Source organism: Enterobacter sp. RIT418 (assembly GCF_003057745.1).
Classification (GTDB): Bacteria; Pseudomonadota; Gammaproteobacteria; order Enterobacterales; family Enterobacteriaceae; genus Enterobacter.
On record NZ_QBJD02000001.1, the window covers coordinates 83,378 to 108,695 of the forward strand.

The following is a 25,318-nucleotide window of genomic DNA, read 5'->3' on the forward strand; positions in this document are numbered from 1 at the left end:
CGTCATAAAACAGACAACAAGGCGAAGGAAATGAAACCACAAACACGCAATATCTTTACACTCTCTGTGTTAACCGCCGCGGTGCTTGGCGCGAGCGCCCCGGCGTGGGCGGCTAACGTCCCGTCAGGAACCGCGCTGGCAGAGAAGCAGGAGCTGGTTCGAAACAACGGTAATGAACCCGCGTCGCTTGATCCGCATAAAGTTGAAAGCGATGTTGAATTCAATATTATCAGTGATTTATTCGATGGGCTGGTCAGCGTCTCGCCGAAAGGTGAGATCCAGCCGCGCCTCGCGGAGAAATGGGAAAACAAAGACAACACCGTCTGGACGTTCCACCTGCGCCCGGGCATTACCTGGAGCGACGGCACGGCCATCACCGCGCAGGACGTGGTGTGGAGCTGGCAGCGGCTGGTCGATCCCAAAACGGCGTCCCCCTACGCCAGCTATCCAGGCAGCATGCGCATCGCCAACGCCGCTGAGATTGCCGAGGGCAAAGCGTCCCCCGAGTCGCTGGGCGTGAAGGCCATTGACGACGCGACTCTCGAAGTGACGCTCACCCAGCCGAACGCGGCCTTCCTGGCGATGCTGGCGCACCCGTCGCTGGTGCCGATAGATAAGGTGCTGGTCGGGCGCTACGGCGAGAAGTGGACCAAGCCCGAGCATATTGTCACCAGCGGGGCGTACAAGCTCTCTCAGTGGGTCGTCAACGAGCGCATCATTGCCGAGCGCAACCCGCGCTACTGGGATAATGCGCATACCGTGATCAACAAGGTGACCTATCTGCCAATTACCTCAGAAGCCGCGGACGTTAACCGCTATAAGGCGGGTGAGATTGATATCGTCTACACGGTGCCGATTAACCAGTTTGCGCTGCTGAAAAAAACGCTGGGCAGCGAGCTGGACGTGTCGCCGCAGCTTGCAACCTATTACTACGAATTTAATACTGCCCGTCCGCCGTTCAACGATGCCCGCGTGCGTCTGGCGCTGAACCTGGCGCTGGATAAGGACATTATTGCCGAGAAGGTGCTGGGGCAGGGGCAGCGCCCGGCGTGGCTTATCAGCCAGCCGGACATCGGCGGCGTGACGCTAAAAAACCCTGATTACGCCAGCTGGCCGATGGACAAGCGCATTGCCGAGGCGAAAAAGCTGCTGGCCGAGGCCGGATTTAATGCCGATCACCCCCTCAGCTTTAACCTGCTCTACAACACCTCCGAGTCGCACCAGCGCATCGCCATCGCCGCCAGCTCGATGTGGAAGAAAAATCTCGGCGTAGAGGCGAAGCTGCAGAACCAGGAGTGGAAAACCATGCTGGACACCATGCACACCCACAACTTTGACGCGGTGCGCTACGCGTGGATCGCAGACTACGACGATGCCTCAACCTTCCTGAATAACTTCCGCACCGGCGATAGCCAGAACACTACCCAGTACAGCAATCCCGCGTTTGACCAGGCGATGAGCGACGCGGCGAAGGCGAAAACGGCGCAGGCGCGCGGGACGTATTATCAAAAAGCGGAAGATTTACTGAGCCGCGACGTGCCGGCCATTCCGGTCTACCACTATGTGCGCACGCACCTGGTCAAACCGTGGGTGGGCGGGTTTACGCCGGATAAGCTTGGGTATTACTACACCAAAGATATGTACATCAAAAAGCACTGATCGATTTAAAGCTATTTTGTGCTGATAAAGTGGTCAATATGTTGTTGATTCAACCGATTAAACGGTTTTTGACTATTTTTCAGGCGAACGAATGCGCTGGCACTTTACAGCTTCCGGTGAGGTGTTTATAGTTCGCCTCACTTAGGAAGCGTGGCCGAGCGGTTGAAGGCACCGGTCTTGAAAACCGGCGACCCGAAAGGGTTCTAGAGTTCGAATCTCTACGCTTCCGCCAAATTCGAAAGCCCTGCGATAGCAATATCGCAGGGCTTTTTGCTTTTATGCGCTCATAAAATGGCCGCCCGCAAGATTAGAAAAATTCCTGCTTTACAAGGCGCTAATAGACGTTTATAGTGCGCCTCACTTTGGAAGCGTGGCCGAGCGGTTGAAGGCACCGGTCTTGAAAACCGGCGACCCGAAAGGGTTCTAGAGTTCGAATCTCTACGCTTCCGCCAAATTTAAACCCCAGCTGATTACGTCAGCTGGGGTTTTTCTTTTATCCGCTATCAATGTGTTTTCCTTTCTTTAGGCGAGTAGCGAATCCAGGTCTTTGGATAAAAGACTGGCGGCCTTATGTTGAAAGCCTTGTCCGATTGCGGCAAACAAAAAAAGCCTGCTCCGCAGAGGAGCAGGAAAATCACAAACACCAGTTTTACTTCACTCAGTTGGGATGTAACTTCAGGTAAGTTACCTTCTAAGTATGGCCTTAATGCCGCGTTTTTCCACCAGGTCAACTCATTGATAAGTCACCATAAATGAAGGTATTTATGCGCATTGCGTCTCTAAAACGAATCGCCAACAGCCCCTGCGATGTCGCTACCGCAGGGGCTGTTTTTACGGGTTACGCGTCGCGCATCGCCTGCTGAAGAATCGCCAGCGCCTGGGTGAACTGCGCGTCCGGGATGGTCAACGGATAGAGGAAGCGGATCACGTTGCCGTATTGCCCGCAGGTTAGCAGCAGAAGCCCCTGTTCAAGCGCCTTCTGCTGGATTTTCTGCGCAATCGCGGCAGACGGCTCGCGGGTGGTCGGGTCGAAAAACTCGGCGGCGATCATTGAACCGACGCCGCGCACCGCGGCAAGAGACGGGCAACCGCTTTTGATCTCCTCCAGCGTGGCCTTCAGCCGGTCGCCCAGCCGCTGCGCGCGCTCGCACAGCCCCTCGTTGTCGATAATATTCAGCACCGCGTGCGCGGCGGCGACGGCGAGCGGGTTCCCGGCATAGGTTCCGCCCAGGCCGCCGGGCGCGGGCGCGTCCATAATGTCGGCTTTGCCCACCACGCCGGAGAGCGGCATGCCGCCCGCCAGGCTTTTCGCCATGGTCATGAGATCGGGCCCGTCGGCGTAGTGGTCCATCGCAAACAGCCTGCCGGTGCGGGCAAAGCCGCTCTGGACTTCGTCGGCAATCATCACGATGCCGTGCTCGTCGCAGATGCGGCGAACGGCGGCGACCAGCTCCTTCGGCGCAACGTTAAAGCCGCCTTCGCCCTGAACCGGCTCGAAGATAATTGCCGCTACCTGCTTCGCCTCAATGTCGGCTTTGAACAGGCGCTCAATCGCCGTTAAGGCATCCTGCGTGGTGATACCGTGCAGCTCTGACGGGTACGGCACGTGGTAAACCGAGCCGGGGAAAGGACCGAAGCCGATCTTGTAGGGCGCGACTTTGCCGGTCAGCGCCATGGTCATATAGGTTCGGCCGTGAAACCCGCCGCCGAACGCAATCACGCCGGGGCGACCGGTGTGGGCGCGGGCGATTTTAACCGCGTTTTCGACCGCTTCGGCACCGGTTGTGAAGAAGGCGGTTTTGGCCGGGCCTTTTATCGGCGCCAGCTCGTTAAGCTTCTCCGCCAGCGAGACGTAGCTCTCGTAAGGCACGATCTGATACGCCGTGTGGGTAAACTGCTGAAGCTGTTTCTCCACGGCGGCAACCATATCCGGATGGCGATGGCCGGTATTCAGCACGGCGATCCCGGCGGCAAAGTCGATATACTCATTGCCTTCCACGTCGGTTAACGTAGCGTTCTGCGCCGACTCGGCAAAGAACTGGCACATCACGCCCACGCCGCGCGGGGTGGCAGAAAGACGACGCTGGTGAAATTCGTTGTTGCTCATGTTTAGCACCCTTTTAAAAGAAAAAATTACACGCCAAGACGATCGCGCAGGCTGTAGTACGCCGCGCCCATCGCGGTGAACGGGATGCGCAGGCTGCGTCCGCCCGGGAACGGGTAGTGCGGCAGATTCGCGAAGGCGTCGAAGCGCTCCGCGTCGCCGCGCAGCAGCTCCGATATCAGTCGGCCCGCCAGGTGGGTACAGGTCACGCCGTGGCCGCTGTAGCCCTGCATGTAGTAGATGTTTTTATCGAGGCGGCCAAACTGCGGCATGCGCGACAGCGTCAGCAGGAAGTTGCCGGTCCAGCGGTAGTCGATTTTTACGCCCTGCAGCTGCGGGAAGGTTTTCAGCAGCTTCGGCATGACCAGGCGCTCCACGTCGTCCGGATCGCGCGCGCCGTACACCACGCCGCCGCCGTACAGCAGGCGGTTGTCGGCGGTCAGGCGGTAGTAGTCCAGCAGGTAGTTACAGTCTTCCACGCAGTAGTTGTTCGGAATAAGCGAGCGGGCAAGATCCTCAGAAAGCGGCGCGGTAGTGACCACCTGCGTGCCGCAGGGCATGCTGCGCTTCGCCAGCTCGGGCTCGACCTTGTCGCCCAGGTAGGCGTTTCCGGCGACGATCACGTAGCGCGCGGTAACCTGGCCCTGCGCCGTACTCACTACCGCCGGGCTGGTGTGCGCGATGCGGGTCACCGGAGATTGCTCGTATACGCGGCCGCCGTTGAGGCGAATCGCGTCCGCCTCGCCGATGGCTAAATTCAGCGGATGAATATGTCCGCCGCTGTGGTCGAGCAGCGCGCCGGTATAGCGATCGCTGTCGACTTCACGGCGGATCGCGCTGGCGTCCAGCAGCTCCAGCTGGGTATTGCCGTAGCGCTCCCAGTTTTCCTTTTGCTCTTCCAGCGTCTCCATCTGCTTGCCGTTGAGCGCCACGAACAGGCCGCCGGGGCGATAATCACACGCGATCTGGTAGCGTTGGATCCGCTCGCGGATAATGTCGCCGCCCTCAAACATCATGCTGCCGAGCATTCTGGCGGCGTCCGGGCCGTAGGTTTTCTCAATAACGTCGATATCGCGGCTGTAGGAGTTAACCAGCTGCCCGCCGTTGCGCCCGCTGGCGCCATAGCCGATGCGCGCGCCTTCCAGCAGCACGACGTCGTAGCCCAGTTCGGCAAGGTGCAGGGCGGAGGAGAGGCCGGTATATCCGCCGCCGACCACGCACACGTCGCAGCTGATGGATTCGCTCAGCGTTGGGAACGGTTCATATTTATTGGCGCTGGCGGCGTAATAGCTGGTGGTATGTTCAGTCATGATTAGGGCTCCAGGGCAATCCAGATGGTTTTCAGTTCGGTGAATTTTTCCAGCGCGTGCAGGGACTTATCCCGTCCGTTGCCGCTCTGCTTGTAGCCGCCAAACGGCACGGTCATATCCCCGTCGTTGTAGTTATTCACGAAGACCGAGCCGGCCTTCAGGCGGCGGCTCATGCGGTGCGCGCGGGAAAGATCGCGGGTCCACACGGCGGCGCCCAGCCCGTACTGGCTGTTGTTGGCCAGGCGCAGCGCCTCTTCCTCGGTTTTAAAGCGGGTAACGACCAGCACCGGGCCGAAGATCTCCTCGGTGCAGACGGCGGAGGCCGGATCGGCGTCCACGATAATCGTCGGGCCCACGGCGGCGGGCCACGGATTTTTGCGCCCGTCCAGCAGCAGCGTGCCGGTGTTCATCCCCTCGCGGATAAAGGTGTGCACCGTATCAGCGTGGCCGTTATCAATAAGCATGCCCATGGCGGTGTCGGGATCGAGCGGGTTGCCCGGCTGCCATTTAAGCGCCTGGGCCTTCAGGCGGGTAAGAAATTCGTCCGCGATGCTCTCTTCCAGCAGCAGGCGCGTGCCCGCGATGCAGACCTGCCCCTGGTTGTAGAAAATGCCCGCCGCGGTGCCGCTGACGGCGGCGTCCAGATCCGGGCAGTCGGCGAAAACGACGTTGGCGCTTTTGCCGCCGGCTTCAAGCCACACGCGCTTCATGTTGCTGTCGCCCGCATCCTTCATCAGCTGCTTGCCGGTGCGCGTCGAGCCGGTGAAGGTCATGACGTCCACGTCCGGATGCAGCGAAAGCGCCTGGCCCGCCTCGTGACCCAGGCCGGTGATGACGTTGAGCACGCCGTCCGGCAGCCCGGCTTCTTTCGCCAGTGCGGCGAGCCGGATGGCGGTCAGCGGGGATTTCTCAGAGGGTTTTAACACCACGCTATTGCCCGCAGCCAGCGCCGGGCCGAGCTTCCAGCAGGCCAGCAGCAGGGGGAAGTTCCAGGGCACAATCGCCGCTACCACGCCGATCGGCTCGCGAACGATCATCGCCAGCGCGCTGCTGTCGGTGGGCGCCACTTCGCCATACGCTTTATCCACCGCTTCGGCGTACCAGCGAACGGCGCGCGCCGCGCCGGGCACGTCGTCGCGCAGGCTGTGGCGGATCGGCTTGCCGGTATCCAGCGTTTCCAGCAGCGCCAGCTCTTCAGCGTGCTTTTCCATCAGGTCAGCCAGCGTATTAAGTACCGCCTTGCGACGGGCCGGAGAGGCCTGCGACCAGTCGCCGCGCTCGAAAACGCCGCGCGCAGCCTCTACCGCACGATCGACATCCGCTTTCTTACCGCGCGAGACCTGGGCAAGCGCCTGCTGCGCGCCAGGGTCGATCGTCTCGAACGTCGTATTATCGACGGCATGGCAATATTCGCCGTTAATAAAGAGGCGCGTCTCGATGTGGATATTTTTTGCTTTATCCTGCCAGTAGGTCAGGTTCTGAAAATTCATATTCTCTCCTTCCTGTCGCAATCAGATAAATAAGCGCGGTAGCCGCTTACAGGCAGCAAAAGGGCGCGGGGCGTCCCAGGCGATGTCCTGTGAAATACCGTTAATAACGTTTTAGTCGAGGCCCCGACGAGATTTATGCCGTCGGGGCGGGTCTGGCATTAGAATGTGGTAGGCGTATGGGCACTGATAATTCGGCAAATCCCTGCCGACGTGTTGCTGAAGCTGTGCGGGATCCCGGTATTAATGGCATAGCTTTGCCCCGCGACGAGGTGATAATGCTGGCCGTTAATGGTCAACACGATCTCCCCCTCCAGTATGGTGCCGATCTCCTCACCCTGATGTTTGATTCTTTCTCCGGTTGTGGTTCCAGGCTGGTAAGTTTCAAAAATCATCGCCAGCGTACGGTTCGGATTTCCGTTATGAACCAGCTTCATCGAAACGCCCTGACTGCCCATTTCGATAAGATCGTCCTGATTAATAACCACCTGCGGTTCATCAGGCTTTTCGGGTTCAGAAAAGAATTCCGAGAGCGACAGCCCATAAACTTTCAGCAGCTTTTGCAGCGTACTGATGGCAGGACTGACTTTGTCCTGCTCTATGGTGCTGATGGCACTGTGTGTCAATCCAGACAGTTCGGCGGCACGACGCTGTGAGAGACCCAGCCGTTGGCGGATCTCTGACAGACGTTTCCCTGGCGCCAGTCCGTCATCGCTCATAGTTGCATTTCCTTAACTGTAGTGGTCAAAGCCGCTGTTTCTCAGCAATGTAGCTCTGACAGGCGGTGATAAAACCCTCAAACAACATACGCGACAGGGCATATTCGCTGCTGTACCATTCGGGGTGCCACTGGACGCCGAGCGCAAAAGGATGACCGGTCACACTGACCGCCTCAACCAGCCCATCCGTTGAGCGTGCCTCCACGCGCAGCCGCGACCCAAGCGTTTTTGAGCCTTGCCCGTGCAGCGAGTTTACCCAAAACGTGTTGCAGCCCGGTATCAACTGAGAAAGTAATCCTCCTTCCTGAACCTGAACTTCATGTGAGGGTGCGTACTGCATCTCAACCGGAAGCTCAGGATCTTCGCGGTGCTCAAGAAGCTCTGGCTCCTCGAAGAGACGACGATACAGAGTCCCGCCGGTGGCGACAACCAGTTCCTGTAGCCCTCGGCAGATGGCGAAAATGGGGATGCGCCTTTGAAGCGCGGCGTCGATCAGCGCCATGCTCAGAAGATCACGCCCGGGATCGGCGTAAGGCTCATCGCCGTTTTCACCATAAAGGTGCGGCTGCACGTTGCTGGGGCTGCCCGGGAGGTAAATGCCGTCCAGCCTGGGGAGAAGGGTATCAAGCAGTTCCGGCTCGGCCAGCGCGTGCGGCAGGGCAATCGGCAGGCCGCCCGCGTGGATAATCGCATTCAGGTACTTTTCTTGCAGGGTCTGGGTCTCAAGACCCTTAAGCCTGTTTCTACACATCACGACGCCAATAACTGGCTTGTACATTATATTTTCCATGATCGCCCTCACAAAGTGGACTAAATTTAGGCCGGTTTTGCCGTTTAAACGGCCATTTCGTTCAATATTTTCTCAATCTAGCAGTGAGATCTGCCCTTTGCAAACTTAATTTAACATTTGACAAACAATTTGTTTGCATACAGATTCGATAGTATGGACATTATATTTGACAGTCGACGTCCGCGAACGCAAACCCAAAACGGTGGTAAATCATGGAAACCAATATCGTAGAAGTTGAGAACTTTGTTCAGCAGTCGGAAGAGAGGCGGGGAAGCGCATTTAGCCAGGAGGTGAAGCGCTATCTCGAGCGGTACCCGAATACGCAGTTTATCGACGTTTTGCTTACCGATCTTAACGGCTGCTTCCGCGGGAAGCGGATCCCGGTGGCGGGTTTAGCCAAGCTGGAGAAGGGCTGCTATTTCCCGGCCTCGGTGTTTGCGATGGATATTCTCGGCAACGTCGTAGAAGAAGCAGGCCTGGGGCAAGAGCTGGGCGAGCCGGACTGCACCTGCGTGCCGGTGCTGGGCACGCTGACGCCTTCCGCCGCTGATCCGGAGTATATTGGTCAGGTCCAGCTGACGATGATGGATGAAGATGGCGCTCCCTTTGACGTTGAGCCACGGAACGTACTGAACCGCCTCTGGCAGCAGCTGCGCCAGCGCGGGCTGTTCCCGGTGGTAGCGGTAGAGCTGGAGTTCTATTTACTTGACCGTCAGCGCGATGCCGAAGGCTACCTGCAGCCGCCCTGCGCGCCGGGCACCGACGTGCGTAACACCCAGAGCCAGGTCTACTCCGTGGATAACCTCAACCATTTTGCCGACGTGCTGAACGACATCGACGAGCTGGCGCAGCTTCAGCTGATCCCCGCCGACGGCGCGGTGGCGGAAGCCTCGCCCGGCCAGTTTGAGATCAACCTTCACCACACCGAAAACGTGCTCGACGCCTGCGATGACGCGCTGGCGTTAAAACGCCTCGTGCGTCTGATGGCGGAAAAACATAAGATGCACGCCACCTTTATGGCTAAACCCTATGAAGAGCATGCGGGAAGCGGGATGCATATCCACATCAGCATGCAAAACGCCAAGGGGGAGAACGTGCTGGCGGATAAGGACGGCGAGGATTCCGCGCTGCTCAAGCGCGCGCTGGCGGGGATGATCGATCTGATGCCCGCCTCAATGGCGCTGCTGGCCCCGAACGTCAACTCGTACCGCCGCTTCCAGCCGGGCATGTACGTGCCGACGCAGGCGTCGTGGGGGCATAACAACCGCACGGTGGCCCTGCGCATTCCGTGCGGCGACCGCCATAACCACCGCGTGGAGTATCGCGTGGCGGGCGCGGACGCCAACCCGTATCTGGTGATGGCGGCGATTTTTGCCGGTATTTTGCACGGCCTGGACAACGATTTACCGCTTCAGGAAGAGGTGGAAGGCAACGGGCTTGAGCAGGACGGCCTGCCGTTCCCGATTCGCCAGAGCGACGCGCTGTGGGAGTTTATGCAAAACGACGACCTGCGCGAGCGGCTGGGCGAGCGTTTTTGCCACATTTACCACGCCTGTAAAAACGATGAATTACTGCAGTTTGAGCGTCTTATCACAGAAACCGAAATTGAGTGGATGTTGAAAAACGCCTGATGACGGCCCCCGCAAGGGGCCCGCTTTATCCCTCTAATCAGTAGCATCATACGGCCTGCGCGGAGCCTGGCCGAAAACTTGCTGGAAACCCAGCCATTTCCCGGGTGTCGCGTTATGGAGCGCAGGCGGCAACGGGGCTTCAGTTAACGACACTGTGTGTGACGAGGAAATGAAATGATGCAGATGTTTAAATATCCGCAAGGAGAGGGGGGCCTGTGCGCCCGCCGTCATGAATGCGAGCCGGTTCTGGCCCGCAGCACTTCTCACCTTCACGTTTTGGCTTCACCTCCCTTGCTCTACAGGGTTGTCAAAAGGCTTCTGCCCCGACAGCTCGCGGTAAGCACGGGAGGGCTGGCCTATGGCGACTAACACCTCTCTCAACGTTCCGGCCGCCGCGGAAAAACCCCGGCTGCGTAAATCGCTCAAGCTCTGGCAGGTGGTGATGATGGGCCTGGCCTATCTCACGCCGATGACGGTGTTTGACACCTTTGGGATCGTCTCCGGCATCAGCAACGGTCACGTGCCGGCCTCCTATCTGCTGGCGCTGGCGGGCGTGCTGTTCACCGCCATTAGCTACGGCAAGCTGGTGCGCCAGTTCCCGGAGGCGGGGTCGGCCTATACCTACGCGCAAAAATCGATTGGCCCCCACGTGGGCTTTATGGTCGGCTGGTCGTCGCTGCTGGACTATCTCTTTTTACCGATGATTAACGTCCTGCTGGCGAAAATCTACCTCGCGGCGATGTTCCCGGACGTGCCGCAGTGGATTTGGGTAGTCACCTTCGTGACCATCCTGACGCTGGCGAACCTCAAGAGCGTGAGCCTGGTGGCGAACTTTAATACCCTGTTCGTGCTGGTGCAGGTGTCGATCATGGTGGTGTTCGTGGTGCTGGTGGTGCAGGGGCTGCACAAGGGCGAGGGGGTGGGCACCGTCTGGTCGCTTCAGCCGTTTATCAGCCAGAACGCGCACTTAATTCCGATTATCACCGGGGCGACCATCGTCTGCTTCTCGTTCCTCGGCTTTGACGCGGTGACCACGCTCTCCGAGGAGACGCCGAACGCCGGGAAGGTTATCCCGAAAGCGATTTTCCTGACCGCGCTGTACGGGGGGCTGATCTTCATCATTGCGTCGTTCTTTATGCAGCTGTTCTTCCCGGACATCAGCCGCTTTAAGGACCCGGACGCGGCGCTGCCGGAAATAGCGCTGTACGTCGGCGGCAAGCTGTTCCAGTCCATTTTCCTCTGCACCACCTTTGTGAATACGCTGGCGTCCGGGCTGGCCTCGCACGCCAGCGTGTCGCGCCTGCTGTACGTGATGGGGCGCGATAACGTCTTCCCGGAGCGGGTGTTTGGCTACGTTCATCCGAAGTGGCGCACCCCCGCGCTGAACGTGATCATGGTTGGCGTGGTTGCGCTGTCGGCGCTGTTCTTCGACCTGGTAACCGCGACGGCGCTGATCAACTTCGGCGCGCTGGTGGCCTTTACCTTTGTGAACCTGTCGGTCTTTAACCACTTCTGGCGCCGCAAGGGCTATAACAAAACGTGGAAAGACCGCTTTCACTACCTGCTGCTGCCGATGATCGGTGCGGTGACGGTCGGCGTGCTGTGGATCAACCTGGAGGCCACCTCGCTGACGCTGGGCCTGGTGTGGGCTTCTCTCGGTGTGCTTTACCTCACGTACCTGACCCGCCGCTTCCGCAGGCCGCCGCCGCAGTTTGCCGCGGGCAAAACGGAGCAGGCCTGGGAATCCTAGCCGGCAACGACGCGAGCCTCCCGCGCTTAGAGAGGCTCGCGTCAGTCTTATGACAGGCCGAGCGTGTACTGGGCAATCTTGAAGTAGATGATCAGCCCGGTACCGTCGATAAGGGTAGCGATAAACGGCGCGGATACCACCGCCGGGTCGATGCCGCAGCGCTTGAGCACCATCGGAATGATCGACGACACAATCGCGCTCCACAGGGTGATACAGATCAGCGTCAGGCTGACGATAAGCGTGATCTCCAGCCCAATCCCCATCATCCAGGCGCGGAAACAGCCCGCCAGGCCCAGCGTCACCGCAATCATAAACGAGGTGGTCATCTCCTTTTGCAGCACGCGGCCCACGTCCTTTAGCCCCACCTCGCCCAGCGCCATGGCGCGCACCAGCGTGGAGGTGATCTGCGTGCCGCTGTTCCCCCCGGTGCCGATCAGCAGCGGGATAAAGAACGCCAGCGCGATGGCGGACTCCAGCGCCTCTTCAAAGTGCTGAATGACGGAGCTGGTGTAGGCTTCCGCGACAAACAGCAGCAGCAGCCAGACGGAGCGCTTTTTCCACAGGCTGACCGGGCTGGTTTCCAGATAGGGCTTTTCCAGCGGCAGCGTTGCCCCCTGCAGCTGGGCATCTTCCGTTACGTCATCTTCCAGCAGGTGGGCGATTTCGCGCTCGGTCAGGCAGCCGACCAGCTTGCCGTGCGTAACCACCGGCACCACGTCCGCCTCGCCGTGGGCCAGCAGCCTGGCCACGTCGGCGCGCTTATCTTCCGGTTTCACCTGAATAAAATGGGAAATCATCAGCGCCTTAACGGGCTGTACCGCATCCGTTTCCTGCAGCAGTTTGCGCACGGCAATCATGCCCGCCAGACGGCCACTGTCCTCGATGAAAATATGCGAAGGAATATCGTCGCTTTTTAATTTCTCAAAAAACTGCTCGCGCGCCAGCGCCACGCAAAGTGAAATATCAATAACGATGAAATCGGTATTCATATATTGCGCGATCGCGCTGTCGATGAATGCCGGATTCTGATTGTGAATAGCGAAAGACATAGTGAATTCCCTTTGAATAATAAAATCTCTCAGGGGCGAGCAAGACAGGGCATATCGTAGAGGAGATCCCCACGTCCTGGGTTCAGCACTGTACACCGTATCCTTAAATGAGGAAGTTATACTGACAAAGCCTTGATTCGACAGTGCCTGTTTTACCCTGTGCCGGTTCTCTCGAACCCACCAGAGCGATAACGTGTATTTGTACAGGAGCCTCGCCATAACGAGATCGTTGTAAACGAGGGGAATAATACGCATTTTTTTTCCGGGTGCCGCGGAATCTAAATAATGTTTAAGGAACGTTTAAGAGAATATATTTTATGCGTTTATTGACCAACGGTTTAATAATGCCTCTGGAAATCCGCTGGTTATTCCGCTATTCGTTATCCGGCACGCGCTGGCGAATTGCCTCGGGATAACCCAGGGCAAAAGAGGCGTGCAGATAACGTCTCATGCGGCACGCCTCAGGCCCGGCGTGGAAACAGCCTGTCGAATGCGATACAGTCCGTTCAGGGTTATAGTTTACTCTCAAACTCTGATTTTGAGATGACGAGGAGCCAGCGTAATGCCCCTATACGACGCCGGGCCGAAGCCGGATTTGACCATCGGCTTTCTGCTGATGCCCCAGTTCACCCTTGCTTCCGTCGCCGGGCTGGTGGAGTCTTTGCGCTTTGCGGCGGACGAATCTTTCTCCAGCCGCCAGATATTTTGCCGCTGGGAGTGGATGACCTGCGATAACCAGCCGGTCACGGCCAGCTGCGGCCTGCCGGTTTCCCCGACGGCGACGCTCGATTTCAGCAAGGAGTGGGACTACGTTGTGGTGGCGGGCGGGCTGCTCGAAGAGACGCGCCATCCGCCGCGCTGGCTGCTGCAGGCGCTGCGCGACCTGCACGCGAGAAATATCCCGATTATCACCCTGTGCAGCGGCGCCTTTGTGGCCGGTAACGCCGGGCTGCTGGACGGGCGTCACTGCGCGATCCACTTCACCACCCGCGACGAGTTTCGGATGCGTTTTCCGAAGGCGATCCCGGTCATCGATAAAACCTACATTAAAGACGGCGGGATAATCTCCTGTCCCGGCGGCACGGCGATCGATCTTGCCGCCGACCTGATCCGCCAGCACTGCGGGCTGGTTCGCTCCCAGAAGGTGCTAAAATATCTGCTGGTGGACGATGCCCCCCAGCCCGCCAGAAGGACGAAGCAAAAAGTCCCGCTCAACGCCCCGGACGTGTATGAAAACGAGCTGGTAAGCAGGGTGATTGGCTTTATGAAGCACCACCTCGATTCACCGATCCCGCTGAGCGAGGTGGCGGAATTTGCGGGCGTCACCTTCCGCCAGCTGAACCTGATCTTTACCCAGTGTACCGGCCATTCCGCGGCCGTGTACTGGCGCACCCTGCGTCTTGAACAGGCGCGCAAGCTGATGGCTGACTCAAGCAACAGCATCACGGCCATCGCCGCCGCCACCGGCTTTTCGGACGCCTCGCATCTGATTGCGTGGTTTCGCAAGCAGTACGGCGAAACGCCCAGCTCGTTTCGCAAGCGGCGCAGGGAGGTCGAGAAGCTGGTGAGGGAATAAGGCCAGGCGCGGCGCGGCCTGGCATAACGCGTTAGAAGCTCTGCCGTTTCGGCATCGCCGCCTGCATAGACACCCTGTCGCGCGGAGGTGTCTCCTCAAGCGATGCGGCCTCTTCCAGGCTGCGGGCCGTGGTCTCCGGCGCGAGGAACCACGACACCACCAGGCCAAAGAAGGTGATGGCCGCCGCAATATACATCGTCGGGCCGATGCCCAGGCTTTGCAGCGATACCGGCACCAGCCAGGTCCCCACGGCTGCGCCAATGCGCGACAGCGAGGTGCCAACGCCGACCGCGCCCGCGCGGATCTCGGTGGGAAAAATCTCGTTAGGGTAGACCAGCTGTAGCACCTGCGCGCCGCCGATGAACAGGGCGTACAGGCCAAACATCAGCAGGATCAGCGCAGAGGGGCCGTCGCGCAGCAGCCCTAACAGCAGCAGCGCCAGGCCTGACCACAGGAAGCTGTGCAGCAGCAGCCTGCGGCGGCCGAGAACGTTGACCAGGCGAGTGGCGATAACGCAGCCGACGACAAACAGCAGCGTAATGGCAACCGAGCCGTAGGATGCCCAGCCGCCGGTCAGGTGCAGCGCGTCCAGCACCTTCGGCGCAAAGGCATACACGGCGAAAACCGGGATGACGGAGCAGGTCCAGAAGACGGTGACGAACGCCATCCGCTTGCCGTAGCCGGAATGCAGCAGGCTGGCAAAGGAGAGGTTTTTGCTCTCGGCCTGCACGGGCAGGTTATCCAGACCAAAGCCGGGGCCGTAGACGCGGCGAATTATCGCTTCGGCCTCCGCGTGGCGGCCTTTGCTCATCAGCCAGCGCGGCGATTCCGGGGTACCCAGACGCACCAGAAACAGCAGGACGCCAATAACGGCGGTGCTGGCCAGCGTCAGACGCCAGGCGTCAGGCCCGCCAAACCGGAGGATCGCTTCGCCCGTCAGATAGGCGGTGGCCGCCCCCGCGAACCACAGAATGGTCAGGGTGGCGAGGCAGGGCCCGCGGTTTTTCTTCGGCAGAAACTCCACCAGGAAGGCGGTTGCCACCGGGTATTCAATTCCCACGGCCACGCCGTTCATAAAGCGCAGGGCAAAGAGCATTTCGCCGCTCTGCACCCAGTACTGCGCCACGGAGCAGACCACGAACAGCGTAGGGCCCACGAAATAGAGCACGCGGCGGCCGAGGCGGTCGGTCAGCGCGCCGCCGATAAAGCCGCCGAAGAAAATGCCGATCAGCGCCGAGGCGGCGATCAGCCCCTCCCAGAAGGCGCTCAGGCCCAGCGCGGGAGAGACTTTCATCATCGCGATGCCGATGATGCTCAGCACGTAGCCATCAACAAAGGAGCCGCCGCCCGAGCGCACGGTCAAAAGCCGGTGGAAGCGGTTAAGGGGGACATCTTCTACAGAAATAGTTTTTGACATGGTAACTCCTGTCTTTCCCCGACGTCGTTGAATTAACGGCTGTAACAGTCCTTAAAAGCGATGGAGGCTTATTACAGGCGCACGCAGACGGTGCCGTTAATCAAACGATTACGGTATAAATGTAGGTCAGGTAAAATAAATAACGGGTTATGAATAAAAACGCTTTTCTGTTATTGAGGGACTTTCATTATTAATACTCCTCCGGTGCAGGATGGTCGGATAAGATGTTTTTTTATTATTAATGTCTTACTTGCCTTCATGAGTAACGGGTAATTTCTTTGCGGCCACGCTGCGGGTAGACCACCAGCACATCAGCGACCCCAGGCTCACCATGGCGGTGCCCTGCCAGAAGGAGAGCGTCAGGTGTGAGTTCAGCATAAACGCGGCGAGCACCGCCGAGATAATCGGAATAAAATACGAGGCGGCGGCCAGCACCGTCACGTTGCCGTGGAGAATACCGACGTTCCAGGCGGCGTAACCAAAGCCCATCGCGATGGCGGCCAGCAGCAGGCTTATCCAGGCGTGCCAGGAGAGCACAAATTCCGGCTGCGGCGACGTCAGATATTTAATCCATAAGGTCAGGGCGGTTAAAATAAAGAATAAGGTGATCCCGTTGCTGCCCTTGGCGATTATTTTGGTGACCACGCAGTATATGGCCCAAATAATGGCGCCGGTAAAGGCCAAACCATAGCTGAGCGGGTTTTCCATCACGTTGCGGCTCATTTCGCTGAAGGAGAATCCCTGTTCACCGCCCAATACCCGGCATATTCCGGCTATCGCCAGGATCACGCCCGGAATAATCAGCGGGCTAGTCTTTTGCCGGTTGACGATCACCGCCAGCAGAATAGTCATGCTCGGCCAGAGATAGTTCACCATGCCGACCTCAATCGCCTGACGGCCCGAATGGGTAAAGCCCAGCGACAGGGACAGGCAAAGTTCATAGCAAACAAAAAGCAGGCTGCCGAGGATCAGGTAGCTCGGCGGAAACTGCCGCAGCTTCGGAAAGCCAACGGTGAACAACAGCAGCACCGCGCTGCAGCTGTAAATCAGCGCCGCGCCGCCCACCGGCCCGAAGCCTTCGCTCACGCTTTTGATCAGCCCAACGATCGCGCTCCACAGCAGGATGGCGATCAGCCCGATGAGCGTGGCTTTATTCTGCGGCATACCCTGTACCTCTGTTTACATTTCAATCACAACCGGATCGGCTGACTGTTAAAATCTGGTTAAATATATTTCTTAAAACTATGCCGCCGTCGGGACGCTGTAAATACGTCTCAGGAGCCCATCATTCCGGAATGTGATCGCTATCTGAAATCATGTATAAAATTACTACGAAAAAAATCAATCAATAACTTATTGATATTAAATATTTTTAATGATTGCTAATGTAGAAATCTACTATTAAAGCGTATTAACTTTGTATTTTTAATGTATACAAAAAATATTCATTCGTTGACCTCCTTCACGCCAGTGTGCAAATTTTTAACAAACGCAGCTGACGTGCTGCCGTACCGACCCTGTGGTCGCGCATTTATCTGGAGGTTAACGTGTTCACATTTGAAGGTATCTACACCCCGGCAATTACCCCTTACGCGGCCGATGGCAGCATTGATTTCGCGCGCTTCGCCGAGGTGCTGGAGAGCCTGATTGAGGCCCGCGTGCACGGCATCATCATCGGCGGCTCGACGGGCGAGTACTATGCCCAAAGCGCGCAGGAGCGCAAGGCGCTGGCCGAGCGCGCGCGCCAGGTCATTGGCAACCGCCTGCCGCTGATTGTCGGCACCGGGGCCATACGCACCGAGGACGCGGTGGATTACGCGAAGCACGCCCGCGAAATCAAGGCCGATGCGATTCTGGTCACTTCGCCGCCGTACGCGCTGCCGACCGAGCTGGAAAACGCCCACCACGCGCTGACGGTCGATAAAGCCGCCCAGCTGCCGATCATGCTCTACAACTACCCGGGCCGCATGGGGATCACCATGGGCGAAACCTACTTCCGCGAGGTGAGCCGCTCACCAAACGTTGTCGCCATCAAAGAAAGCTCCGGAGATTTCAACAACCTGCACCTGCTGGCCTGCACCTTCCCGAACATTGCGCTCTCCTGCGGCTGGGACGATCAGGCGCTGGAGTTCTTCGCCTGGGGCGCGCAAAGCTGGGTCTGCGCCGGATCGAACTTTATTCCACGCGAACACGTGGCGCTGTATGAAGCCTGCGTGGTGGAAAAAGACTTCGACAAAGGCCGCAAAATCATGGCGGCCATGATGCCGCTGATGAACTTCCTCGACGGCGGCAAGTTTGTGCAGTCCATCCGATACGGCTGCGAGCTTAACGGCCTGGCGTCCGGCCAGGTTCGCGCTCCGCTGCAGGATCTCGATGAACAGGAAAAAGCGCAGCTGAAGGCGGTGATTGCCGACGTTAAACGCAACGTGGCGGCGGCAGCGTCGGCGTAAGGAGGAAAAATGAAACAGCTTCAGACGCTCGGGGACGTGACGCGCCTTGCGAACGATCTTCAGATCCCGAACAGGGCCTTTATCAACGGCGCTTTTACCGCGGCTCGTTCAGGTGAAACCCTGATGACCCATAACCCGGCGACCGGTGAGCCCATCACCGCTATCGCCGCCTGCGATGAGCGCGACGTGAACGCGGCGGTCAGCGCGGCGCGTGATGCGTTCGAGGCCGGCAGCTGGCGCAGTCTGGCTCCCGGCGAGCGCAAGGCGGTCTTGCTCAGGCTGGCGGCGCTGATGGAGCAGGAGCGTGAGCCGCTGGCGGCGCTGGAAAGCCTCGACAGCGGCAAGCCGTTCAGCGAGTGCCTGGCGGTGGACGTGCCGGAAACCATTCACGTTCTGAAGTGGCACGCGGAGGCCATCGACAAGCTGTATGACCATACCGCGCCAACGGGCAGCGCGCTGGCGCTGGTGGTTCGTGAGCCGATTGGCGTGGTGGGCTGCGTTCTGCCGTGGAACTTCCCGCTGCTGATGCTCGCCTGGAAGATTGGTCCGGCGCTGGCGGCGGGCTGTTCCGTGGTGGTGAAACCGGCAGAGCAGACCTCGCTGACGTCGCTGCGCGTGGCGGAACTGGCGCATGAAGCGGGCGTTCCGGCGGGCGTGCTGAACATCGTCACCGGAACAGGAAAGGCGGTCGGTGAACCGATTGGCCTGCATCCCGACATCGACATGGTCAGCTTCACCGGGTCGACCGCGACCGGGCGCCGCTTTCTGCACTACGCCGCGGAATCTAACCTGAAAAAGATCGTACTGGAGTGCGGAGGCAAAAACCCGGCGCTGGTGTTTAACGATGCCGACGATATCGCCGCGGTTGCCGGGCATGTGCTTAACGGCGCGTTCTGGAACATGGGCGAAAACTGCTCCGCCACGTCGCGCCTGCTGGTGCAGGAAGAGGTGAAAGAGGCGCTGCTGGCGGAGATGGCCAAGCAGATCGGCGGCTGGACGATGGGCAATCCGCTCGATCCGAATAACCGTCTGGGGACGATGGTCTCGCCGGAACACTTCAGCAAGGTGAGCGACTATCTCGATATTGCGCGCCAGGAAGGGCTGCGCGTGCTGCACGGCGGCGGCACGGAGCTCGGGGCTTACGTTCAGCCGACGGTGATCGACGGCGTGACGCCGGAAAGCGCGCTCTTCCGCGAGGAGATCTTCGGCCCGGTTCTGTGCGTGACGACCTTTAAAACCGAAGCCGAAGCGGTCGCGCTGGCCAACGACACGCCTTACGGACTGGCGGCGTCGGTCTACACCGGCAGGCTCAACCGCGCCGTTCGCGTTTCCCGCGCCATCCGCGCCGGGACGGTGACCGTGAACTGCTTCGGGGAAGGCGACGCCACGACGCCGTTTGGCGGCTACAAGCAGTCCGGCTTTGGCGGGCGCGATAAATCCGCCTTCGCGCTCGATCAGTACACCGAGCTGAAAACAATCTGGATTGACGTTCCTGACGAGGATGCCTGAGAGAATTTGCCGTCGCGCGCCTTTATCTGTAGGTTAATCAGCATTACAGGCAGTTTCTGGAGGCGATAATGAGAACGGGCAAAGCCGCGCTGTATGAAGATCTCAAGCGGCTTATCTTGACGATGGAATTGGATCCCGATGCGCTGCTGGATGAAGCCAGCCTGACGGCGCAGTACGGTCTGTCGCGCACTCCGGTGCGCGAAGTGTTTCAGCGCCTCGCGGGGGAAGGGTACCTCGAGATTGTCGAAAAGCGGGGCGTCAGGGTGATCCCCATGAGCCACGCCACGCTGCGCAACTTTTTTCTCGTGGCCCCGATGATCTATGCTGCGGTGGGGCGTCTTGCGGTGCAGCACTACAAGCCTGCGCAGCTAAAGGCGCTTAAAGAGACGCAAAAGCGCTTTCGCAAAGCGGTGCAGAACCATGACGCCGAAGCGCTGGCGCTGGAGAATAACCGCTTTCACGAGATCATGGGCGAGATGGCGGCGAACCCCTATCTGCAGCCGAGCCTTGGCCGCCTGCTGATTGACCATTGCCGGATCGGCCATACCTTTTTCCGCCCGCAGAATGAGGACATGGAGCGGCGGCTACAGCTGTCCGCCGACCATCACGATGCGTTTATCGCCGCGCTGGACGCGCGCGACGAGCAGAAGGTGGTGGACCTGGTATTTGAACACTGGGAATTGTCCCGGGAGAACATGGAGATCTTCATCGCGCCGCAGGGGCTTAAGGCCGATGAGCGCGTTTAGCCAACTGATTACGATCGCCTGACGTTTCGCCCGCGGCGTTCGCCGGCGGGCGTTTTACACCGCATGACCACTCTTTGCTCGCCGCTCGCCGGGGGCTTTCTCACGTCTTTATTAACCTGGATTTAACTATTTTTATACTTGTTGTATACATGAGATATACATCACGTATTCGTTTTCCGGGTCTGGCTACCATGATTTCAGCAACGCTTAGTCGTCGTAAGCGAAAAGAAAAAATGACAGCGTACCGGAGTAAATCACGTGCAAAAGATCACCTCACTGCCTGCCGATGACGCCCTGCCAGGGTGGTATCACACCAGTCCATCGCGCATCCCTCGTCCTGCCCATGTAGGGCAAAAGCACGCCCGCTGGGCAATCGTTGGAGCCGGATTAACCGGGCTTGCCGCCGCCCGCCAGATGGCGCTGAATTTCCCTGATGATGAAATTGTCCTGATTGAGGCGCAGGAGGTGGGCTTTGGCCCGTCCGGGCGCAACGCGGGCTTTGCCATCGACGTCCCGCACGACATTGGGGCGAAGGACTACATCGGCGATGTCAAAACGGCAAACCTGATCCTCCGGCTCAACACGCTGGGGCAAAACTATCTGCGCGAGGTTGTTCAGGAGCACGGCATTGCCTGCCAGATGTCCGAGTCCGGGAAATACCAGGCGGCGGTAGGGGAGCAGGGGATCGCGATTCTGGAAGCCTACCGCAGGGGGCTGGAGAAGATCGGCCGGGAAACGCAGATGATTGCGGGTAAGGATCTTCCCGACCACATCGGCACCTCGTACTACAAGCAGGCGCTCTATATTCCCGGCACGATGCTGTTGCAACCGTCGGCGCTGGTAAAGGGGCTGGCAAACAGCCTGCCCGCGAACGTCACGCTCTACGAGTACACGCCCATTACCTCGATTAACTACGGCGATAAAGTGACGCTGTTGCACGATAAAGGCAGCATCACGGCGGATACGCTGATCCTGGCGAACAATGCCTTTGCGTCGCACTTTGGCTTTCTGCGCGGGCGGCTGCTGCCGACCTTCCTGTACGGCAGCCTGACGCGGCCGCTCACCGCAGACGAGCAGTCTCAGCTGGGCGGCAAGCCGGTCTGGGGCGTGATCCCGGCGCATCCGTTTGGCAGCACCGTGCGCCGGACGGTGGACAACCGCATCCTGGTGCGCAACAGCTTCAGCTTCCATCCGGATGGCCGCCCGCGCGAGCACCACCTGAAGCGGTTTATCGCCAACCACCGTAAATCCTTTGAGCGCCGCTTCCCGACGCTACACCAGGTGGATTTCGAATACTCCTGGAGCGGCGCGATTTGCCTGTCGGAGAATCACGAGGGCTTCTTCGGCCAGCTTGCGCCGAACGTTTATGGCGCGCTGTGCTGCAACGGCCTGGGGATCACCCGCGGCACGGCAACCGGCAAGCTGCTGGCGGATATGATTGCCGGCGAGCGCAATGAGCTGATTGATTTTCTCGCCGCCTCGCCGGGGCCGAATAAGACCCCGCCGGAGCCGTTCCTCTCCGTGGGCGTCAATTCGGTGCTGAAGTGGGGGCAGTACCGGGCGGGGCTGGAGGTGTAAGCGGTTTAGACGCCATTCAGGCGCGTTCGTTTCTAATAGCAGGACCGACGAAACAACGAACCGGAGCGGCGCATGGCGTGGCTGGACAATCTGCTTAATCATTTTGCGCTCTATCCGACGCACCTCTTCGCGCTGCTCTTTTTAACGGCGCTGTGTAAGTCGACGGTGCTGGTCTCTTCCGTTCTCCCGCCCGCTTCGGTGATGCTCATCGCGGGGGTTACCGCCGGCCTTTCCAGCCTGCATCCGGGGCTGGCGTGGCTGGCGGTGGTGCTGGGGGCAACGGCCGGCTCGGTGCTGAATTACCACATCGGCCAGCGGATGGGGAACACGCGAACCATTGCGCGGCTCACCGCAAAACATGCCGCTGCATTTTTGCGGGTGCAAAACCAGCTGCAGAAAAACGGCGTGCTGGTGCTGTTCACCGCGCGCTTTCTGGCGGTACTGCGCTATATCGTGCCGCTGGCGGCGGGAATGCTGAGGCTTAGCGCGGTAAAGGTCTATGTCATCAGCCTGATTTCCGCCTGCGTATGGGCCGCGCTGTATGTCGGAGCCGTAACGGGGATTAGCGCTTTCTGAGGCGCGCCAGCAGCGGGCATGTCGGCGACGGAGTTGATCGGGGTTTCTCCGCCGCCCCCTTTCAGGCGTACTGGATATTCATCATTCCCTGCGACGTTCGTGAGATGGTCGCATCGACCTGCCAGGTGGACTGTATCAGTTCCGGCGTAAGCACGGCGGCAGGCTCACCGGACGCCGCCACGCGGCCTTCATGCAGCACGACCAGATGCTGGCAATATTTTGCAGCCAGATTCAGATCGTGCAAGGCCATAATCACGGTCAACGGCAGCGCGGAAATAAGGCGCATCAGCTCCAGCTGGAACTGGATATCCAGATGGTTAATCGGCTCATCCAGCAGCAGAATGTCCGGCTGCTGGGCGAGCGCCCGGGCGATCTGACAGCGCTGACGCTCGCCGCCCGACAGACGCTGCCAGGCTCTGTGGGCCAAATCGCCAAGCCTCATCATCGAAAGCGCCTGTTGAACCGCATCCTCATCAGCCTGCCGCCACGGCGTGAAGGCATTGCGATGCGGCGTGCGGCCGAGGCGAATAATATCCATTACGCTCATCTCCCCCTCTGCCTCCGCGTGCTGCGGCACGAAAGCAAGCGTGCGGGAACGCTGGCGCGGGCTCAGGTGGCCCGTCGGCGTGCCGCCCATTTTCACGCCCGCATACGCGCAGGGCTGGACGCCAGCCATCGCGCGGATCAGCGTGGATTTTCCGGAGCCGTTGGGACCGAGTAGCCCTACCGTGTGCGATCGCTGCACGGCAAAGCTGATATCAGATAGCACCCGGCGGGCCTGGAGCGTCACATTCAGCTTATCAATCACCACGTGCATTATCATTTCTCCCGGTTGCGGTACAAAATCATGGCAAAAACAGGCGCGCCCACCAGCGCCGTGACGACGCCAATCGGCAATACCTGATGGCTAATCAGGGTGCGTGAGATCAGGTCTGCGAGGATCATAAAATGGCATCCGGCAAGAAACGCGACGGGGATCGTGAGCAGATGGCGATGTCCGGCGATCATGCGGGTGACGTGCGGAATGACCAGCCCGACAAAGCCCACGGCGCCGATGGCGCTGACGATGACCGCCGTCATTAGTGCGGTAGTCAGCAGCAAAATCACGCGGACCTGCATCACGCGCGTTCCAAGCGTCGCGGAGACGTCCGTGCCGACGTTAAAGGTGTCCAGCGAGCGGCCGTAGCAAATCACAATCAGCAGCCCGAGGACGACGACAGCGAAGCACAGCAGCGCGTCGGGCCAGCGTACGCCGCTCAGGCTGCCCAGCAGCCAGAACATCACCCCGCGCGACTGCTCGGCGTTGGCCGCCGTGCTGACAATGTACGACGTTAGCGCGTTAAACAGCTGCGTGCCGGCGATACCGGCCAGAATAATGCGCGCCGTATTGCCGCGCATTCCGCCCGATAGCGCGACGATCAGCATAAACGCGGTACAGGCTCCGATAAACGCCCCGGCTCCGATCGTGATTGCGCCGCTGCCGATACCCAGCAGCATCACGCTGACGGCGCCGGTCGAGGCTCCGGCAGAGATGCCCAGCAGGTAAGGATCGGCCAGCGGATTACGCAACAGCGACTGCAAAACCAGCCCGCATAGCGCCAGCCCGCCACCGCAGCTGGCGGCCATCAGCGCGCGGCTCATGCGGTACTGCCAGACGATCCCGGCCTCGACCGCAGGCAGGTTGAAGTGTGTTAGGCCCAGACCATTAGTCATTGCGCGAAAGGCGGTGGCGAAACCTATCGGTATATCGCCGGTTGCCGCGGCAAGGGCCATCATGACCGGCAGGCTCAGGATCCCGCAGAAAATGAGAAGGCCGGTACGCCAGTAATAAACGGATTGGTCGGTCATCTTTAAGGCGCGAACGCGTTAATCTGCTGGCTAATCAGCTCGACGGCTTCTACGTTACGCATTGAGGGATTCAGCGACATGGCCGGAACCACCACGATATGCCCTTGCCTGACCGCAGGCATTTCGCGCGTCACGGGATCGGTTTCGAGGAAACGTTTTTTCGTCGCAACGTCGTCGGCGGGGTAAAGCCGTCTTTCCATACTCGCGATAACAATAATATCAGGCTGAGACTTCACGATATGTTCCCAGGTCACCGCAGGCCACTCTTCATCAGAATCGATGATGTTGTTCAGGCCGAGCGTCTTATTGATCCAGCCCGGTGCGCCTTTACTGCCTGCTATCCACGGATCGCCCTTCAGGCGGCTGCTTGAAAACCAGTAAACCACCTTAAGCGGCGCTTTTGGCTGGACGGGAACGTGCTGCTGCGCGGCGCTAATGCGGTCAGACAGCTTCTGCTTAAGCGCCTCGCCGCGCGCGGGCACGTCAAACACGCGCGCCAGCGCCGTGATTTCATCAAAGATGATATCGATGGAGTAAGGTTTTGAGCGCGCGCCGTCGCCGTTGGAGGCCGCCGTGACGCTTTTGGCCGTGCAGTCGGCGGGCGAGATCCAGGTTCTGATGCCCAGCTGCTCAAACTGCTGACGCGTGGCGACCTCTCCCTGCGGGCCAACGTGCCAGCTGTACTGAGCAAGAACAAGCTCAGGACGCTGGGCCGCAACGGCTTCGAATCCGGGGGCATTCTCCGCCAGCCGCTTCAGCTTTGCCCCCTGGGCTTTCAAGTCATCCGGCAAGGGGCCAAACCAGACCGCGGTGCCCGCAATCTTATCCTGCAGATCCAGCGCCAGAAGCAGCTCCGTTTCGTGCTGACCAATTGTCACCACGCGTGAAGGGGCGTGGGTAAAGGTTTCTTTCACGCCGCAGTTTTCAATCGTTAGCGGATAGCCGTCGGCAACGGCGTTAGCCAGGGGAAGCGACAGCAGTAAAGACAGCAATAATGGGAGGGTCGGTTTCATCATTTCACTCATTGTAATGTTATACCATAACAATATTGCATTTGCCTGTTCGCTGTCAACGCGTCGCGCGCCTCGCCTGTAGCCATCTTCAGTTTGAACGGACGTA

Annotated in this window: 20 protein-coding genes, 2 tRNA genes and 1 riboswitch; of the genes, 11 read left to right on the forward strand and 11 right to left on the reverse strand. The window is 59.3% G+C overall.

Annotated elements, in window-relative coordinates:
* The first annotated feature begins 30 nt into the window (after positions 1-30).
* The 3 genes from DBY73_RS00375 to DBY73_RS00385 all read left to right on the forward strand — a co-directional run bounded on the left by DBY73_RS00375 (position 31) and on the right by DBY73_RS00385 (position 2,111).
* Complete coding sequence (locus DBY73_RS00375) at positions 31-1,659, forward strand: ABC transporter substrate-binding protein (protein ID WP_112009259.1); 1,629 nt, start codon at positions 31-33, stop codon at positions 1,657-1,659.
* A gap of 144 nt (positions 1,660-1,803) precedes the next feature.
* Positions 1,804-1,891: transfer RNA gene (locus DBY73_RS00380), tRNA-Ser, on the forward strand.
* Positions 1,892-2,023: 132 nt separating this feature from the next.
* A tRNA-Ser gene (locus tag DBY73_RS00385) sits at positions 2,024-2,111 on the forward strand.
* 386 nt (positions 2,112-2,497) lie between these two features.
* On the opposite strand, the gene puuE is transcribed toward DBY73_RS00385, so the two are convergent.
* The 5 genes from puuE to puuD all read right to left on the reverse strand — a co-directional run bounded on the left by puuE (position 2,498) and on the right by puuD (position 8,057).
* Positions 2,498-3,766: a 4-aminobutyrate transaminase gene (puuE, locus tag DBY73_RS00390; protein WP_112009260.1), complete on the reverse strand. Its 1,269-nt coding sequence runs from the start codon at positions 3,764-3,766 to the stop codon at positions 2,498-2,500.
* A 26-nt stretch (positions 3,767-3,792) separates the two neighbouring features.
* On the reverse strand, positions 3,793-5,073 hold the full coding sequence (locus DBY73_RS00395; protein WP_112009261.1) for an FAD-binding oxidoreductase: 1,281 nt from the start codon (positions 5,071-5,073) through the stop codon (positions 3,793-3,795).
* Positions 5,074-5,075: 2 nt separating this feature from the next.
* Positions 5,076-6,563, reverse strand: coding sequence for an aldehyde dehydrogenase PuuC (gene puuC / locus DBY73_RS00400; protein ID WP_112009262.1), 1,488 nt, complete (start codon positions 6,561-6,563; stop codon positions 5,076-5,078).
* A gap of 158 nt (positions 6,564-6,721) precedes the next feature.
* Positions 6,722-7,279: an HTH-type transcriptional regulator PuuR gene (gene puuR / locus DBY73_RS00405; RefSeq protein ID WP_112009263.1), complete on the reverse strand. Its 558-nt coding sequence runs from the start codon at positions 7,277-7,279 to the stop codon at positions 6,722-6,724.
* Positions 7,280-7,304: 25 nt separating this feature from the next.
* On the reverse strand, positions 7,305-8,057 hold the full coding sequence (gene puuD / locus DBY73_RS00410) for a gamma-glutamyl-gamma-aminobutyrate hydrolase (RefSeq protein ID WP_181573182.1): 753 nt from the start codon (positions 8,055-8,057) through the stop codon (positions 7,305-7,307).
* A 224-nt stretch (positions 8,058-8,281) separates the two neighbouring features.
* Between puuD and DBY73_RS00415 the strand changes: the two genes are divergently transcribed.
* Positions 8,282-9,700: a glutamine synthetase family protein gene (locus DBY73_RS00415; RefSeq protein WP_112009265.1), complete on the forward strand. Its 1,419-nt coding sequence runs from the start codon at positions 8,282-8,284 to the stop codon at positions 9,698-9,700.
* Between the two features lie 358 nt (positions 9,701-10,058).
* Positions 10,059-11,450 (forward strand): APC family permease, encoded by a 1,392-nt coding sequence (locus tag DBY73_RS00420; protein ID WP_112009266.1) that lies wholly within the window; start codon positions 10,059-10,061, stop codon positions 11,448-11,450.
* A gap of 47 nt (positions 11,451-11,497) precedes the next feature.
* Here DBY73_RS00420 and DBY73_RS00425 read toward each other — a convergent pair whose 3' ends face one another.
* Positions 11,498-12,499 carry a magnesium transporter gene (locus tag DBY73_RS00425; protein ID WP_112009267.1) on the reverse strand — a complete coding sequence of 334 codons (1,002 nt, stop codon included), beginning with the start codon at positions 12,497-12,499 and terminating at the stop codon, positions 11,498-11,500.
* 60 nt (positions 12,500-12,559) lie between these two features.
* A riboswitch (M-box (ykoK) riboswitch) is annotated at positions 12,560-12,731 on the reverse strand.
* A gap of 330 nt (positions 12,732-13,061) precedes the next feature.
* On the opposite strand from DBY73_RS00425, the gene DBY73_RS00430 reads away from it, so the two are divergent.
* On the forward strand, positions 13,062-14,075 hold the full coding sequence (locus tag DBY73_RS00430; RefSeq protein ID WP_112009268.1) for a helix-turn-helix domain-containing protein: 1,014 nt from the start codon (positions 13,062-13,064) through the stop codon (positions 14,073-14,075).
* Between the two features lie 31 nt (positions 14,076-14,106).
* Here DBY73_RS00430 and DBY73_RS00435 read toward each other — a convergent pair whose 3' ends face one another.
* Both DBY73_RS00435 and yddG read right to left on the reverse strand, forming a co-directional pair.
* Positions 14,107-15,492, reverse strand: coding sequence for an MFS transporter (locus DBY73_RS00435; protein WP_112009269.1), 1,386 nt, complete (start codon positions 15,490-15,492; stop codon positions 14,107-14,109).
* A gap of 246 nt (positions 15,493-15,738) precedes the next feature.
* A complete protein-coding gene (gene yddG / locus DBY73_RS00440) occupies positions 15,739-16,656 on the reverse strand; it encodes an aromatic amino acid DMT transporter YddG (protein WP_112009270.1) in 918 nt (305 codons plus the stop codon).
* Positions 16,657-17,039: 383 nt separating this feature from the next.
* On the opposite strand from yddG, the gene DBY73_RS00445 reads away from it, so the two are divergent.
* From DBY73_RS00445 to DBY73_RS00465, 5 genes are all read left to right on the forward strand, one after another.
* On the forward strand, positions 17,040-17,942 hold the full coding sequence (locus DBY73_RS00445) for a dihydrodipicolinate synthase family protein (RefSeq protein WP_112009271.1): 903 nt from the start codon (positions 17,040-17,042) through the stop codon (positions 17,940-17,942).
* Positions 17,943-17,951: 9 nt separating this feature from the next.
* The gene (locus DBY73_RS00450; RefSeq protein ID WP_112009272.1) at positions 17,952-19,451 is read left to right on the forward strand and encodes an aldehyde dehydrogenase; all 1,500 of its coding nucleotides are present in this window, start codon (positions 17,952-17,954) and stop codon (positions 19,449-19,451) included.
* A 68-nt stretch (positions 19,452-19,519) separates the two neighbouring features.
* Positions 19,520-20,197: a GntR family transcriptional regulator gene (locus DBY73_RS00455; protein ID WP_112009273.1), complete on the forward strand. Its 678-nt coding sequence runs from the start codon at positions 19,520-19,522 to the stop codon at positions 20,195-20,197.
* Between the two features lie 258 nt (positions 20,198-20,455).
* Positions 20,456-21,775: an FAD-binding oxidoreductase gene (locus DBY73_RS00460; RefSeq protein ID WP_112009274.1), complete on the forward strand. Its 1,320-nt coding sequence runs from the start codon at positions 20,456-20,458 to the stop codon at positions 21,773-21,775.
* A gap of 72 nt (positions 21,776-21,847) precedes the next feature.
* Positions 21,848-22,351 (forward strand): DedA family protein, encoded by a 504-nt coding sequence (locus tag DBY73_RS00465; protein WP_112009275.1) that lies wholly within the window; start codon positions 21,848-21,850, stop codon positions 22,349-22,351.
* Positions 22,352-22,412: 61 nt separating this feature from the next.
* Here the strand turns inward: DBY73_RS00465 and DBY73_RS00470 are convergent, their stop codons facing one another.
* From DBY73_RS00470 to DBY73_RS00480, 3 genes are read right to left on the reverse strand one after another with little or no spacing between them, the layout of a single operon-like run.
* Positions 22,413-23,168, reverse strand: a complete 756-nt coding sequence (locus DBY73_RS00470; RefSeq protein WP_181573183.1) for an ABC transporter ATP-binding protein — start codon at positions 23,166-23,168, stop codon at positions 22,413-22,415.
* A gap of 2 nt (positions 23,169-23,170) precedes the next feature.
* On the reverse strand, positions 23,171-24,199 hold the full coding sequence (locus tag DBY73_RS00475; RefSeq protein WP_112009277.1) for an iron chelate uptake ABC transporter family permease subunit: 1,029 nt from the start codon (positions 24,197-24,199) through the stop codon (positions 23,171-23,173).
* Between the two features lie 2 nt (positions 24,200-24,201).
* On the reverse strand, positions 24,202-25,212 hold the full coding sequence (locus DBY73_RS00480) for an ABC transporter substrate-binding protein (protein WP_220092918.1): 1,011 nt from the start codon (positions 25,210-25,212) through the stop codon (positions 24,202-24,204).
* Positions 25,213-25,318 lie beyond the last annotated feature (106 nt).

Excerpts from the sequence above, each read along its gene's own strand:
- DBY73_RS00465 (WP_112009275.1), top strand. The coding sequence starts at position 21,848 with ATGGCGTGGCTGGACAATCTGCTTAATCATTTTGCGCTCTATCCGACG.
- DBY73_RS00375 (WP_112009259.1), top strand. The coding sequence starts at position 31 with ATGAAACCACAAACACGCAATATCTTTACACTCTCTGTGTTAACCGCC.
- puuC (WP_112009262.1), bottom strand. The coding sequence starts at position 6,563 with ATGAATTTTCAGAACCTGACCTACTGGCAGGATAAAGCAAAAAATATC.
- DBY73_RS00395 (WP_112009261.1), bottom strand. The coding sequence starts at position 5,073 with ATGACTGAACATACCACCAGCTATTACGCCGCCAGCGCCAATAAATAT.
- yddG (WP_112009270.1), bottom strand. The coding sequence starts at position 16,656 with ATGCCGCAGAATAAAGCCACGCTCATCGGGCTGATCGCCATCCTGCTG.
- DBY73_RS00470 (WP_181573183.1), bottom strand. The coding sequence starts at position 23,168 with ATGCACGTGGTGATTGATAAGCTGAATGTGACGCTCCAGGCCCGCCGG.
- DBY73_RS00475 (WP_112009277.1), bottom strand. The coding sequence starts at position 24,199 with ATGACCGACCAATCCGTTTATTACTGGCGTACCGGCCTTCTCATTTTC.
- DBY73_RS00455 (WP_112009273.1), top strand. The coding sequence starts at position 19,520 with ATGAGAACGGGCAAAGCCGCGCTGTATGAAGATCTCAAGCGGCTTATC.
- DBY73_RS00430 (WP_112009268.1), top strand. The coding sequence starts at position 13,062 with ATGCCCCTATACGACGCCGGGCCGAAGCCGGATTTGACCATCGGCTTT.
- puuE (WP_112009260.1), bottom strand. The coding sequence starts at position 3,766 with ATGAGCAACAACGAATTTCACCAGCGTCGTCTTTCTGCCACCCCGCGC.
- DBY73_RS00450 (WP_112009272.1), top strand. The coding sequence starts at position 17,952 with ATGAAACAGCTTCAGACGCTCGGGGACGTGACGCGCCTTGCGAACGAT.
- DBY73_RS00435 (WP_112009269.1), bottom strand. The coding sequence starts at position 15,492 with ATGTCAAAAACTATTTCTGTAGAAGATGTCCCCCTTAACCGCTTCCAC.
- DBY73_RS00480 (WP_220092918.1), bottom strand. The coding sequence starts at position 25,212 with ATGAAACCGACCCTCCCATTATTGCTGTCTTTACTGCTGTCGCTTCCC.
- puuR (WP_112009263.1), bottom strand. The coding sequence starts at position 7,279 with ATGAGCGATGACGGACTGGCGCCAGGGAAACGTCTGTCAGAGATCCGC.
- puuD (WP_181573182.1), bottom strand. The coding sequence starts at position 8,057 with ATGTACAAGCCAGTTATTGGCGTCGTGATGTGTAGAAACAGGCTTAAG.
- DBY73_RS00425 (WP_112009267.1), bottom strand. The coding sequence starts at position 12,499 with ATGTCTTTCGCTATTCACAATCAGAATCCGGCATTCATCGACAGCGCG.
- DBY73_RS00420 (WP_112009266.1), top strand. The coding sequence starts at position 10,059 with ATGGCGACTAACACCTCTCTCAACGTTCCGGCCGCCGCGGAAAAACCC.
- DBY73_RS00415 (WP_112009265.1), top strand. The coding sequence starts at position 8,282 with ATGGAAACCAATATCGTAGAAGTTGAGAACTTTGTTCAGCAGTCGGAA.